This window comes from Streptomyces canus (genome assembly GCF_030815415.1).
GTDB lineage: Bacteria > Actinomycetota > Actinomycetes > Streptomycetales > Streptomycetaceae > Streptomyces > Streptomyces canus_F.
Window position 1 is genome coordinate 4,993,348 of sequence record NZ_JAUSWW010000001.1, and the last position, 13,241, is coordinate 5,006,588.

The window sequence follows — 13,241 nt, forward strand, 5'->3', positions numbered from 1 at the left end:
GCTGGCCTGAGCACGTCAATAGTCCGGTAGCTGATTTCTGTTCACATGGACGAACATCGCGGAGGCATCCCGGAAACACCTGTGCGTTCCCTGTGGAACGGAAAACCCCTCGAACTCCTCTTCATCCACGGGTTCTTGGTGCCACATCAGCTACAGGGAGAACACACCGTGCTCAGACCACTCAAAACCGTCGGTGCGGCGGCGATCGCGCTCGTCATAGCCGGGGCCGGGGCGGTTCAGGCGGCACCCGCCCGGACCGCTCCGGCCCCGGTACCGACCCTCGCCTGGGCGGCCTGCCAGGGTGGCTTCGAGTGTGCGAACGCCGCCGTGCCGCTCGATTACAACGACCCGGACGGCGCCACCATCACCCTGGCCGTCATCCGCAAGAAGGCCACTGACCAGGCCGAACGCAAGGGCACCCTCTTCCTCCAGCCCGGCGGCCCCGGCAACTCCGGCGTGGACTTCGTCCGCAACAACTACGCCGACCTGCCGGCCGACCTGCGCGACTCCTTCGACGTCTTCGGCTACGACGTGCGGGGCGTCGGCCGCAGCTCACCCCTCCAGTGCTGGGACGACCCCACGTACACGGCCGCCGTCACCGCGGCCAAGGGCGTCCCCGGCCCCGACGCCTACGAACCCGCCGTACGCCAGGCCGCCGCCTTCGACCAGGCGTGCCAGGACAACGCGGGGGCCCTGCTGCCGTACGTGGGCACGGAGTACGTCGCCCGGGACATCGACCTGCTGCGCCAGGCGCTCGGCGAGGAGCAACTCACCTACTACGGCCGGTCGTTCGGCAGCTACATCGGTACGGTCTACGCGTCCCTGTTCCCGGAGCGGGTGCGGGCCCTCGTGCTCGACGGCGCGTACGACCCGGAGCGCTACGCGAACCGGCCGTACGCCTACGACCGCACCCAGTACCTCGCCCTGGACGGCGCGATGAGCCGCTTCCTCGACTGGTGCGCCGCGGACCAGTCGACCTGCGGGTTCGGCGACGGCGACCCGCGCGCGGCCTTCGAGAAGCTGAAGGCGGACCTGGACGCGAACCCGGTCGTGACCGCGAGCGGCGGCCGGGCGAACGGCTACACCCTCGTGTACCGCCTGATGTTCAACATCAACGAGGGCAAGGTCATCTGGCCCGCCCTCGGCGAGGCGATGCACAAGGCGCAGCTGCGCGACAACACGTCCTTCCTGCTGCGTCCGCCGTCCCCGGCCAGCTTCGACTTCCTCGGCCCGAACGTGGTCGTCGAGTGCGTCGACAAGGACTACCCGGACAGCGCGGCCCGTCTGAAGCGCGAGGTCACCACCAACGCCCGGCTGGCCCCCCTCCTGGGCCCCGCCATGGCCTTCGGCCCGCCGACCTACGACCACCAGCACGCCACGGCCTGTGTCCAGTGGCCCGGCGAGCAGGTCAGCCGCTACGGCGGCCCCTTCAAGGCGGAGGGCTCCGCGCCGATCCTGGTCCTCGGCACGACCGGTGACCCGGACACCCCCTACCGGGACGCGGTGGCGCTGTCGCGGGAGCTCGACAACGGACGGCTGCTCACGTTCGAGGCCGAGGGACACACGGCGTTCGGGCGCAGCGCGTGCGCGACGGACGCGGTGACGTCCTACCTGGTCGACCTGAAGGTCCCGAAGCGCGGCACGAGCTGCGCCGACGAGACCCAGCCGCCGTCGTCGACACCCACGGTGGCTCCTTCCGGTACGACCCTGAGTGAGCTCCGGAACGGGGTGAGCGACCGGGTGGAACGCATCGGCACCCTGCGCTGACTCTTCTGAGGCGCCGGTCCGTTCTCGGGGCCGGCGCCTCGCCCATGGGCCCGCCGCACCTCGTCCTCATGATCCGTAGACTCGGCGCCATGGCAGTGGAGAGCAGCGCGCAGTGGGACGGGGTCGTCCGCCGGGACTCCATCAAGGAGAAGTGGGCGGCGCAGCGGGACCGGCTGTCCGACGCCGCGCACAGCGGTGACTGGGAGACCGTCTTCCAGGTCCTCGACGAGAGCCCCGAGTGGATCAACTCCGGGCGCCTGGACGGCCGTAGCGCCTACGGCCCCCTGCACCAGGCCGCCTGGCACGGCGCCGACGTCGAAACGGTGGGCCGCCTCCTCGCCCGCGGCGCCTGGCGCACCCTGCGCTCCACGGACGGCACCCGCCCGGTGGACATCGCCGTACAACGCGGCCACCAGCACCTGGTCGCCCTGCTGTCACCGGCCTACCGCCACCCACAGCCCCAGGACGTCCTGGACCGCCTCCGCGACCACCTCCACCGCCTGATCCACCACCGCTCGGGCAGCGGCAGAGGCGACGACGACCTGGCCACCCGGCACGCCCTGCGCCTCCCCGACCCGACCGTCCTCACCGAACTCGACATCCCCCGCCTCTGGTTCCCCGTCCCCGGTATGTACGGCGGCTTCCACATCAAGCTCCAGGGCAGCGAGTTGAGCGTGGACAGCTGGGTGCGAGTGGTCGGGGGCTCGGAACGGACGGACCGCGTGACGGTGGACGGGGTGCACCTCCAGGAGGGGCGGATGCTGTGAGGGACGGCGGGCGCGCATCACCCCCCGCCTCCCACGGCACAGCGGCCGCGCCCTGACCTCTCGCACCTAGCGGACGTCGACGAAGTCGCCCGGCGCCTTGGCCGCGCCCGTCGTCATGGTGCCGCGGAAGTGGTAGCGCCAGTAGCGGTCGGCGCTGACGGTGCCCTTGGTGGTGGCGACGCCGTAGGTGTTGGTCTCGACGTAGCCGAGGGGCTCGTAGTAGTCGGTGCCCGGCCTGCGGAACTGGAGCGAGACGTTCTGATTCGCGTAGCCGCGGTAGTCGTGGCTGTCCCAGTTGGCCCGGGTGAGCTTGCCCGAGACGGTGAGCGTGCCGCCCTTGGCGACCGGCTCCGGGGAGGCGTTGGTGGTCAGCTTGGCGTAGCGCTTCATGAAGAAGGTGGTGTGGCCGTCGGACGTCGTGTAGTCCCCGTCATTGGCGCGGACGTCCACGGCGACATTCCAGATGCCGGCCAGCGAGTTCCTCAGGTCGCGCCGGGGGTCGACCGTGTAGTGCTTGGTGCAGACGGAGGTGGTCCCGTCGGCCTCGCAGACCGGTGTCGTCTCGGCGGCCTTCAGGACCGCGTCGGCCGTGGCCAGGCTCCTGCCGTGATAGAGCGTGAAGTCCGCGACGTCGATGCCGGAGTCGTCGCTCGCCGTAAGGCTCACGGTGATCTTCCGCGAGTCCGTGACACCCAGGACGACGTCGTTGCCCGAGCCACCCCCGCCGGTGATCCGGAAGGCCCCGGCGTCGGCGTTGCCCACCACCTCGTCCGCCTGAGCTCCCGGCACGAGGAGCGCGGCCATGGCGAGCGCGCCCGTCAGGGCAGCGCCGATCGTCGTTCTACGCATGAGGTCCCCCCATGGGACAGGCCTGCCACCCCCATGGCGGGCCGCTGATGAATGGACGCAGTGTACGTACCGGTGATCACAACTGAAACACCTGGTGCGTAGCGGACAATGGGGGCATGAGCATCGTCAAGATCAACGTACTCACGGTTCCTGAAGAGCAGCGCGAAGTCCTGGAGAAGCGGTTCGCCGCGCGGGCCGGGGCGGTGGAGGGGTCGGACGGCTTCGAGTGGTTCGAGCTGCTGCGGCCCGTGGAGGGCACCGACACCTACCTCGTGTACACGCGGTGGCGCTCCGAGGAGGACTTCGAGAAGTGGCGGTCCCAGATGGGGGCCTCCCACGGTGGCGGTGGCGCCCAGGGCGGGGAGCAGCAGAAGCCCGCGGCGACCGGGGCGACGCTGTGGTCCTTCGAGGTGGTGCAGTCCGCGGGGCCCAAGGAGGGCTGATCCCGGCGTTCCCCTGACGCGGGTCACTCTCCGTATCCATCATGGAACCCTGTGCGCACCCGTACAACGCGTTTGTACGGGTGCGTCGCGGTGAACGTACGGGCGCGGCGGGGGAGTTCAACGCCATGGGAACGACGACAGGTCCACGGTCACGGACCGCACGCAGGAACGCCTCCGCGATGAGGATGGTGGGCGCGCTGCTCGCCGTCTTCCGGACGGCGGCCGGGTACACGCAGCAGCAGCTGGGCGACATGCTCGGCCTCGGGGAGCAGACCGTCGCCTCGATCGAGCAGGGCAGACGGCGGTTGATGCCGGACGTCGCCGCGCGGCTCGATGAACTCCTCGACACGAAAGGGGCGTTGTCGGTCGCGTTGAGCAAGATGCCGGAGGTGGATCTCGTCCCGCTGTGGGCGGAGGAGTTTCTGCAACGGGAGCGGGAGGCCATCGCGGTCTCGTGGTACGAGAGCCAGGTGCTGCCTGGCCTGCTCCAGACGGATGCCTATGCGGAGGCCGTCTTCCGCAGTCGCGTGCCGGTCTACGACGAGGACGAGATCGCGCAGTTGGTGGCGGGGCGTACGGAGCGGCGGGCGATCCTGCACCGTAAGGATCGGCCGATGACCAGCTTCGTGATCTGGGAACCGGTCGTGAACGCGCCGATCGGCGGGACGGAGGTCTGGGTCGAGCAGTTGCGGCACCTGCGTTCGTGCTCCGAACTCCCGGGGCTCATGCTCCAGGTGCTGCCGCTGAAGCGCACCACCCATGCGGGGCTCAACGGGCCGTTCATCCTCCTGGAGACCCCGGAACACCAGCGTCTCGCCTACATGGAAACGCAGCGCGGAAGCCAACTCATCGCGGATCAGGGCGAGGTGGCGATCCTCAACCAGAAATATGCGATGCTGCGGTCACAGGCCCTCACCCCCGAGGACACGAGGGATCTGCTGGACCGTCTGCTGGGAGAGCGATGAGCGACACGGCACTTCAGTGGTTCAAGTCGAGCTACAGCGGTGACGAAGGCGGTGCCTGCGTGGAGGTCGCCACCCAGCCGACCGCAGTGCACGTTCGTGACTCCAAGAACCCGGCCGGTCCGCAGCTCGCCGTCGCTCCGGGCGCCTGGGCCGCCTTTGTCGCCCAGAGGTAGCGCGGGGTGGATTACGAGTACGACGTCTTCATCAGTTACAGCCACAGAGGGCATGTAAAAGACTGGGTGAAGAATCATTTCCAGGAAGAGTTGACGAAGTCCCTGTGGGACGTGTTACCCAACGACCCCCGGATCTTCGTGGATTACGAGATCCCGGTGGGAACACGCTGGCCGGAGAAACTCGAAGACGCCCTCCTGAAAAGCCGCTGTCTCGTGGCGATATGGTCGCCGCCCTACTTCCGTTCCGAGTGGTGCATGGCGGAGTGGACGAGCATGCGGAAGCGTCAGCAGGTCCTGGGGGAGACGAACGGTGAGGCGCCGACCCTGATCTACCCGATCAGGTTCGCGGACGGCGACCACTTCCACCCCGATGCCCAGGCGACCCAGCACTGCAGGGACCTGAGCAAGTACGGGCACGACGGTGAGCAGTTCCGGAACACTCCCGACTACGTGGCGTTCCAGCGGGAAATGCGGACCGTGGCCGAGGAGGTCGCGTCGCTCATCGACTGCGCGCCGGAGTGGCAGGCCGACTGGCCGGTCGACCGTCCGGAGGCCTATCGGAAGATTCCCCAGAGCCGTCTGCCGAGGTTGTGATGAACAAACTCGACGGCAAGGTCGTGACGTTCTACTCCTACAAAGGCGGAGTGGGCCGCAGCTTTCTGCTCTCCAACACCGCCACACTGCTCGCCCAGTGGGGATACAGGGTCCTCTGCATCGACTGGGATCTGGAGGCCCCCGGCCTTCACTACTACTTCCGCCCCCATATGGAGAGCCCGGAGACCGGGCTGGTGGAAATGGTGCTGGGCGCTCGCGACGGGCAGCCGGTGGATGCGCTGGGGCACATCACTCCGGTCACCTTCCCGGACGGCTCGCGGCTCGATCTCATCGCCGCGGGCGGGGTCGGGGGCGACTACATCCCGAACGTGCAGGGCATCGACTGGGACGCCCTGTACGAGGAGCGGGACTTCGGCAACGTGCTGGAGGACTGGCGGCGGCGCTGGATCGAGTCGTACGACGTCATCTTCGTCGACAGCAGGACCGGGATCTCGGACTCCGGCGGTATCTGCACGGCTCAGCTGCCGCACATCCTGGCGTACGCCTTCACCGCGAACCAGCAGAACGTGGACGGCGTTCTGGAGGTGGTGGGGAGGGCGGCCAAGGCACGCAACGGGCTGCCGTACGACCGCTCCCGGTTGCTGACACTTCCCTTGCTCTGCCGGTTCGACATGAGCGAGGAGTACGAGCGGGCGGCGGACTGGCGACGGAAGCTCCAGCCCGCGCTCAAGTCCAGCTACAACGCCTGGGTTCCGGAGGGGGCGGCGGTCGAGCGGGTGCTGGATCACTGCACGGTGCCGTACTCGGCGTACTGGTCGTTCGGGGAGGAACTCCCGGTTCTGACGGAGGACTTCAGGAATCCTCAGCTCATCAGCTACAGCATCGCGTCGATCGCCGGGTTGATCGCGCGGCATCTGGAGGATGTTCGACTCTTCACCGAGAGTCGGGATTCCTACGTGGATGCCGCGATCAGGACGGGGCGGCGGGGCGGCGGGTATCCGTACGACTTCTTCATCAGCAGCGCGCCGAACACGAGCGATGACGCGCGGCTACTGGCCGGGCTGCTGGCCGCCGAGGGGTTCTCCAGCTACTCACTGCCGACGGAGGTGCGTCCCGGCGGCCACTTTGAGGATCTGCGGACAGCCATCGCCACCTGTCGGCACTTCATCCTGCTCGCCCGGGACACCGTGGGTTCGTTTCAGCAGGGCGAGCTGAACCACTTCCTGCGGCAGACGTTGGACGAACAGGCGGACCGTGTCCTGTTTCCCGTCGTGACCCCCCGGGGTGTCGTGCGCGATCTGCCGACCATCGTCCAGTCGATCCAGGCCTTCAAACTTTCCGCCGCCGGCCTGCCGGACGTGGCTAGGACGATCAGAGCCAGGCTTCAGGGCAACGGCTCTCCGAGCTCGGCACCCGGATACGGAGATCACCCGCCGGACGAACGCCTGCTCATCTCCTCCGCGGGTACGGATCGGGCCTGGGCGGAGTGGGTGGCCTGGCAGTTGACGGACGCCGGGTACGAGGTCGAACTGGACGGGCGCGGTCACCGCGAGAGTGGGCGGACAGTGGCCCTGCTCTCGCGGGCGTATCTCGAAGTGGACTGGTCCGTGACGGAGGCGTGGATCACGGATCTGGCCGCGCGGGAGCGGCTCGTCCCGGTGCGCATCGACGCCACCAGCCCGCCGCCGGCTCTGCGCGAGCTGGTGTTCACCGACCTGTTCGGGTCGGACGAGGAGGCGGCGCGGGACAGGCTGCTGCATGCGGTGGCAGGTCGGGGCGCCCGGCCCGGCAGCGCACCCGAGTTCCCGGGGGGTGGCCGGTCGCGCAGGTCCGGGGAGGCAGGACCACGGCTGCCTGGGAGTCTTCCGCAGGTGTGGAACGTTCCCCCGCGCAATTCCCGCTTCACGGGCCGGGACGACCTGCTGGGAGAGATGCGGACCCGGCTGACAGATGTGCGAACGGTGCTGTCCCTGGGCGGGCAGATCGGCGTGGGCAAGACCCATCTGGCCATCGAGTACGCCCATCGGTTCAGCGGCGAGTACGACCGGGTCTGGTGGGTGGAGGCGGGGGAGTCCATGTCGGTCCCCGCCCAACTGGCCTCGTTCGCGGTGGCCATCGGCCGTGCCGATCCCAGCACCCCTGGGCCCATCGCGGTGCAGAACCTCAGCATGGAGTTGCGGACCCGGTCTCGCTGGCTGATCGTCTTCGACGACGCCCAGGACCCGGCCGCACTCGCCAGGCATCTGCCGACCGGTGACGGGCATGTGCTGATCACCTCCCGCAACCCGCACTGGCACCAGATCGCCACACCGGTCGACGTCGACGTCCTGTCCCGTGCGGAGTCGATCTCCCTGCTGCGCTCCGGCAGCCAGGGCCTGAGCCGGCGGGACGCGCATCGGCTGGCCGAGGCCCTGGGCGATCTGCCGCTGGCACTGATGCAGGCCGCGGAGTCCCTGTACATCTTCACCCCGGACCAGTTCCTGCGGGAGCTGGAACACCATGCCGGTACGGCGGTCGGCGACGGCATTCCGCTCGACTATCCGAGGTCCCTGACGGACCAGCTGACCTTCAGCATGGACCTCCTGAAGGAGCGGGACCCCTTGGCGGCCGCCCTGCTGCGAGCGTGCGCCCTGCTGGCACCGGAGCCCTTCCCGTTGCACACCTGCGACCCGGAAAAGGCCGGTGCGGGGGAGGACGGTGGCGGGGGAGCACTGGTGCGGGAGCTGTCCTACCCGCGAGCCTTCCGGCGGATCCTCACAGCGCTGGAACGGCTGGGGCTGGCCCGGGTGGCCGGGGGCAGCATCCAGGTGCACCGCCTGACCCAGGCCGTCCTGCGCGACCGCCTCGACGACGAGGGCACACAGGCCGCCCGCGATGCCAGTGCCCTGCTGACATCGGCCTACCCCGGCCAGGCAGCGAACACTGACAGCTGGTCACGCTGGCCCGCGCTGGTGCCGCACCTGCTCGCCATCAGCCCCAACGCCCTCACTTCACCCTCCGTCCGGTACGCGGCCTGTGAAGCCTGCTGGTATCTGATGGACCACGGAGGGGCCCGCGCCGCGCTGCCGCGTCTGGAGGATCTGTACCGGACCTGGACAGAGCACTTCGGCGCCCTCGCCGAGGCGACCATGTGGGCAGCCGCCTACCTGGCCCGCGCCTACGCCGAAATGGACATGTACTCCGAGGCCCGCGACCTGGAGGTCGACATCCTGGCCCGGCAACAGGAAGTGCTGGGCGAGCACGATCCCGACACCCTGCGCACGGCCGGCAGACTCGCCGTCTGCCTCGAAGCGCTGGGGCAGACCGAAGAGGCCCGCGACCTCGCCACAGATACCCTCGACCGGCAACGCCGCGTACTCGGCGAGGACCACCCCGACACCCTGCGCACCGCCGGCAATCTCGCCGTCTACCTCGAGACCCTCGGCGACACGGAACGGGCCCGCGCCCTCGCCGAGGACACACTCAACCGGCAACGCCGCGTACTCGGCGAGGACCACCCCGACACCCGGCACACCGTTGACAATCTCGTCGGTCGGCCCCGCACCGTCCGAGTCGTGCAGCGACCGAACACAGCGCCCCCCGGACCACTCTGACCCGTCAGACCTCCAGGAACGGCGCCGTCTCCAGCGTGGGATACGGCGCCGGAAGCGGCAGGGGCCGGCCGAGGCTGACCTTGGTGTCGGTGTCGTAGTAGGCCTCGGTCGGGTCGTCGCCGGGGAGGACCGGGTTCGTGTAGCAGTGGGCCGTCTTGGAATGGCGGTCGATGAGGACGTAGACAGGGACTCCCGCGGCGGCGTAGGCGCGCAGCTTGGGTCCGGTGTCGGTCTCGTGGTTGGTGGACGTGACCTCGCCGACCAGCTCGATCATGTCGATGGGGTACCACCCCTTGTGGGCCTTGCAGTACGACTCGTCCAGTTCGGTCGGCTCGCGACGGAGGACATAGAAGTCCGGGACGGTCAACGCCATGGTGCGACCGTCTTTGTAGGCGGCCCGGTAGCCGTTGCCCATGCCTGCCAAGCCAAGCTCAGCGTTGAAAAACTGGACGGCCAGCTTGAAAGCGCCGGCGTTGTGCTTGTGGTTCGGTTGCGGTGGCAGGATGGCCATCCCCTCGACGTACTCGGGTCGAGCAGGCGCCTGAGACGCTTCCTCGAGCGCGATCAACAAATCGATGGGGTCCTGCTTCGGCTCCATGACCAGCTCCGAAATGGGTTCGGCACTCATCCTTGGTTCTCCTCGTCGCACTGATGCCAGGCTAAGCCCGCGCCGGGTGCCCCGGCAGAACGATGGGGCAGCCCACGCGCCCTGGGCGCCGGAATGCCCCGCCCGTTCACTCGAACGAGTGTGCTGAACCGTTCCGCCGGCTCCAGCCCCCAGTCCTACTTCAGCCCGACCGCCTCGCAGTCCGCCGCATACTCCGGCGTACAGATCTCCTTCACCGTGTAGACCCCGTCCCGGATCACCGTGTCCTTGATGTTGGACTTCGTGAGCGCGACGACCGGCACCAGCATCGACGGGATGTCCTGCTCGGTCGGGCTGTTGACCGAGTCCTGGGCGAGGGAGTCGAACTCGATGGAGCGGCCCTTGACCTTGGCGACGGCCATTTCGGCGGCGTTGTTGGCTTCCTCGAGGAAGGACTTGTAGACGGTCATGTACTGCTCGCCGGAGAGGATCCGCTGCACCGCCGCGAGGTCGGCGTCCTGGCCGGTGACGGGTGGGATCCTGGTGGCGCCGGCGGCTTTCATCGCGTCGATGACGGCGCCCGCCATGCCATCGTTGGCCGAGTAGACCGCGGAGATGTTGCTCAGCCCGACCGCCTGGATGGCCTTGGTCATGTTGGCCTTGGCGATCTCCGGCTTCCACTCCTCGGTGTCGTACGACTTGGCGATGACCACGTGACTGGCGAGCACGCTGAGCGCGCCGGCCTTGAAGAGGGCCGTGTTGGGGTCGGCGGGTGAGCCGTTCATCATGACGATCTTGCTGGACTCGGCCTTGTCGCCGAGCGCCTCCAGGATGGAGCGGCCCTGTACCTCGCCGACGAGTTCGTTGTCGTGCGATATGTACGCGTCGATCGGACCCTGGGCGAGGCGGTCGTACGCGATGACGGGGATGCCCGCGTCCTTCGCCTTCTGGACGTCCGGCGCGATGGCCTTGGCGTCGACGGCGTCCACCAGGACGACGTCCACCTTGGCCGCGATCATCTGCTCGAACTGCTGGCTCTGCTTGTCCGCGCTCGCCAGGGCGTTGGCGTAACGGACCGTGCCCTTGCCGTGCGTGAGGTCGGCGACCCGCGTCTTGATGAGGGGGTAATCGAACTTCTCGAAGCGCTTGGTCTCCTTGTCGGGCAGGAGCAGGCCCACCGTGATGTCGTCGCCCTTCTTCGGACTCGCGGAGCTCTCGCTTCCGCTGACGGCGTCGACGACACCGCAGGAGGTGAGCAGCAGCGCCGAGGCGACGGTGAGGAGGGCGGTTCTGTGGGGGGCGGTACGAACGTTCACTGACGTGCCTTCCAAGCAGTGGAGCGGCGGAGCGCTTCGAGCGTCTCGCGCCAAAACCGCTCACAGGAGACCCGTACCGAATCTCCCCGACCCACCACGCCTTGTTTCACATTTGACCCAGTGAGGGGTCGGCGGGTGGGCGGGCCCGTCCTCACGCCGTGCGGTGCGGGCCCAACTCCTGGAGTACGTCGCCCAGTTCGGCGGGGGTCAGGGCCGCGCCCGGCAGGGGGGACCGGAGCGCGTCGGTGCGCAGGCCCGCCAGGAGCAGGGCCAGCGGGCGGCGCCAGGTGTCAGGGGTCGTCGCGGCGGTCAGGGCGGGGACCGCGCGGCCCAGGGCGGCCAGGGTGAACAGGACGTCCTCGACGGTGGCGTCGGGGCGGACGGTGCCCTCCGCGTGGCCGCGGCGCAGCAGGAGTTCCAGCGTCTCGCGGTTGTGGGCGTGCACGGCCGTCAGGGAGTCCACGCCGTCCACGCGGGTGGTCATGAGGTCGTTGGTGCCGCGGTCGGCGGCCAGGGTGGTGAACACGGCGTCCAGGTAGGCGGTCAGGCCCGTCCAGGCGTCCGGGGCGGATCTCGCCTCCTCGCCCGCCGTCATCGTGCCGGTCAGCTGGTCGCGGAAGACGGCGTCGATGAGGGCGGCGCGGGTCGGGAAGTGGCGGTAGAGGGTCGCGTTGCCCACGCCGGCGCGGCGGGCGATCACGTCGAGCGGTGCGTCGAGGCCGTGCTCGGTGAAGACGTCGTGTGCCGCTTCCGTCAGCAGTTCCCGGTTGCGCCGCGCGTCGCGTCGCAGTGCGCCCATGTCTTGCCCTCCGTACTCAAGTGGGGAGCACTCCCCGGTCGTGATGCTATCTTCGGAACACGAAGTGGGGGGTGCTCCCCATTTCTTTCGGGGGAGAGGCGTGGCATGGGCGGGACGGCACTGGTGCTCGGCGGCGGGGGGCCGGTCGGGGGCGCGTGGCTGACGGGGGTGCTGGCCGGCCTCGCGGACGGCGGTGTCGACCTCGCCCGTGCCGACGTCGTCATCGGCACCTCGGCCGGGGCCGTCTTCGGCACCCGGCTGGCGTACGGGGAGCCGCCGCGTGAGCTGTACGAACGTCAGCTCAGCGGGGCCGACCGGCTGGTCCTGAGCGTGACCGCGGCACAGACGACGCGCTTTCTGTGGGCGGCGCTGGGATCCCGGGATCCCGAGCGGTCCGTACGGCGGCTGGGGCGGGCCGCGCTGGCCGCGGGGGCCGGGGCCGATGTGCTCCCGCTGGTGCGGCAGGTGCTGCGCGGGGTGGAGGAGTGGCCGGGGGTCGGGCTGCGGATCGCCGCGGTCGACGCTCGTACGGGGGCCGTGGAGGCGTTCGACCGCGATGCGAAGGTCGCACTCGTCGAGGCGGTCGCCGCGAGTTGTGCGGTGCCGTTGGTCTTCTCTCCTGTCTCCGTCGGTGGGCGGCGCTGGATCGACGGGGGCAGTCGGTCCACGGCCAATCTCCAACTGGCCCGTGGGTATGAGCGGGTGCTGGCCGTCGCGCCGGTCGCGAAGGCTGTCGGGCCGCACCCCGGTGCGGAGCGGCAGGCGGCCGAGCTCCGTGCCGGGGGTGGCGCTGTCAGCCTGCTCGTGCCGGATGCCGCCTCGCGGCGGGCCATGGGGCGGGACCTGACCTCCGATGCGCATCGGGTGGGGGCGGCGTTGGCGGGGCGGGCGCAGGCGGAGCGGGTCGTGGAGGCGGTGCGTGGGGTGTGGCAGGGGTAGCGGGGGGTGCGCGCCGGGGCTTTTCTCGCCCCCGCCGCGAGCTGCCGCTGCGGGTCGGCTGATCAGCGCTCGAACTTCCAGGTGAGGTGCGGGCCCGTCACCCTCACCACCCTCACGGGGATGTCGAGGGTCGTGCCGTCGGTGCGCCGGCCCGTGCAGGTGAGGGTCGCCCCGGCCTGTGCCTTCAGGCCCTCGGGGCAGGACACGTGGACCTTCACGCCGACCCAGGGGAGCGGGTGGTAGAGGCTCTCGGTGCGGCCGGCGACGATGTTCGGGGCGAGGGCCTTGTGGCCGTCGACCGTGACGGTGTCGTACGCGTCCAGCGAGGTCGTCGACTCGGTGGACGAAAGCAGATGGGTGCCGATCCCGCCGAGGGCCAGCACCGCGGCGGCACCGCCGACGACACCGAGGAGGAATCTGCTGTCCGGCATGGCGCACGTGCTCCTGAGGTGAGAGGGACCTCCAGCATCGCCCCTCCCCCCGGTCTCG

13 protein-coding genes are annotated in these 13,241 nt (G+C 69.4%); 8 read left to right on the forward strand and 5 right to left on the reverse strand.

All coding sequences use genetic code 11. The features are described from left to right. The first annotated feature begins 168 nt into the window (after nt 1-168). Both QF037_RS23080 and QF037_RS23085 read left to right on the forward strand, forming a co-directional pair. Nucleotides 169-1,767 carry an alpha/beta hydrolase gene (locus QF037_RS23080; protein WP_307028202.1) on the forward strand — a complete coding sequence of 533 codons (1,599 nt, stop codon included), beginning with the start codon at nt 169-171 and terminating at the stop codon, nt 1,765-1,767. An 89-nt stretch (nt 1,768-1,856) separates the two neighbouring features. Further along, on the forward strand, nt 1,857-2,534 hold the full coding sequence (locus tag QF037_RS23085) for an ankyrin repeat domain-containing protein (RefSeq protein ID WP_307028204.1): 678 nt from the start codon (nt 1,857-1,859) through the stop codon (nt 2,532-2,534). A 66-nt stretch (nt 2,535-2,600) separates the two neighbouring features. On the opposite strand, the gene QF037_RS23090 is transcribed toward QF037_RS23085, so the two are convergent. Continuing rightward, nucleotides 2,601-3,383 carry a calcium-binding protein gene (locus QF037_RS23090; RefSeq protein ID WP_307028207.1) on the reverse strand — a complete coding sequence of 261 codons (783 nt, stop codon included), beginning with the start codon at nt 3,381-3,383 and terminating at the stop codon, nt 2,601-2,603. Nucleotides 3,384-3,499: 116 nt separating this feature from the next. On the opposite strand from QF037_RS23090, the gene QF037_RS23095 reads away from it, so the two are divergent. The 5 genes from QF037_RS23095 (at nt 3,500) to fxsT (ending at nt 9,112) form a co-directional block, all read left to right on the forward strand. After that, nucleotides 3,500-3,826, forward strand: a complete 327-nt coding sequence (locus QF037_RS23095) for an antibiotic biosynthesis monooxygenase family protein (RefSeq protein WP_307028209.1) — start codon at nt 3,500-3,502, stop codon at nt 3,824-3,826. A gap of 125 nt (nt 3,827-3,951) precedes the next feature. Further along, nucleotides 3,952-4,791, forward strand: a complete 840-nt coding sequence (locus tag QF037_RS23100) for a helix-turn-helix domain-containing protein (protein WP_307028210.1) — start codon at nt 3,952-3,954, stop codon at nt 4,789-4,791. Next, nucleotides 4,788-4,964, forward strand: a complete 177-nt coding sequence (locus QF037_RS23105) for a DUF397 domain-containing protein (RefSeq protein WP_307028212.1) — start codon at nt 4,788-4,790, stop codon at nt 4,962-4,964. The genes QF037_RS23100 and QF037_RS23105 overlap by 4 nt, the downstream gene beginning before the upstream one ends. Nucleotides 4,965-4,970: 6 nt before the next feature. Next, nucleotides 4,971-5,558, forward strand: a complete 588-nt coding sequence (locus tag QF037_RS23110) for a toll/interleukin-1 receptor domain-containing protein (RefSeq protein ID WP_307028214.1) — start codon at nt 4,971-4,973, stop codon at nt 5,556-5,558. Beyond that, nucleotides 5,558-9,112 (forward strand): FxSxx-COOH system tetratricopeptide repeat protein, encoded by a 3,555-nt coding sequence (gene fxsT / locus QF037_RS23115; RefSeq protein ID WP_307028215.1) that lies wholly within the window; start codon nt 5,558-5,560, stop codon nt 9,110-9,112. The genes QF037_RS23110 and fxsT overlap by 1 nt, the downstream gene beginning before the upstream one ends. A 4-nt stretch (nt 9,113-9,116) precedes the next feature. On the opposite strand, the gene QF037_RS23120 is transcribed toward fxsT, so the two are convergent. The 3 genes from QF037_RS23120 to QF037_RS23130 all read right to left on the reverse strand — a co-directional run bounded on the left by QF037_RS23120 (nt 9,117) and on the right by QF037_RS23130 (nt 11,813). After that, nucleotides 9,117-9,740, reverse strand: a complete 624-nt coding sequence (locus QF037_RS23120; protein ID WP_307028217.1) for a Uma2 family endonuclease — start codon at nt 9,738-9,740, stop codon at nt 9,117-9,119. A gap of 155 nt (nt 9,741-9,895) precedes the next feature. Next, nucleotides 9,896-11,014 (reverse strand): sugar ABC transporter substrate-binding protein, encoded by a 1,119-nt coding sequence (locus QF037_RS23125; RefSeq protein WP_307028218.1) that lies wholly within the window; start codon nt 11,012-11,014, stop codon nt 9,896-9,898. Between the two features lie 151 nt (nt 11,015-11,165). Continuing rightward, the gene (locus QF037_RS23130; RefSeq protein ID WP_307028220.1) at nt 11,166-11,813 is read right to left on the reverse strand and encodes a TetR/AcrR family transcriptional regulator; all 648 of its coding nucleotides are present in this window, start codon (nt 11,811-11,813) and stop codon (nt 11,166-11,168) included. Nucleotides 11,814-11,918: 105 nt separating this feature from the next. Between QF037_RS23130 and QF037_RS23135 the strand changes: the two genes are divergently transcribed. Further along, nucleotides 11,919-12,752 (forward strand): patatin-like phospholipase family protein, encoded by an 834-nt coding sequence (locus tag QF037_RS23135; RefSeq protein WP_307028222.1) that lies wholly within the window; start codon nt 11,919-11,921, stop codon nt 12,750-12,752. Between the two features lie 62 nt (nt 12,753-12,814). Here QF037_RS23135 and QF037_RS23140 read toward each other — a convergent pair whose 3' ends face one another. Further along, nucleotides 12,815-13,183 (reverse strand): DUF4333 domain-containing protein, encoded by a 369-nt coding sequence (locus tag QF037_RS23140; RefSeq protein WP_307028224.1) that lies wholly within the window; start codon nt 13,181-13,183, stop codon nt 12,815-12,817. Nucleotides 13,184-13,241: the final 58 nt, after the last annotated feature.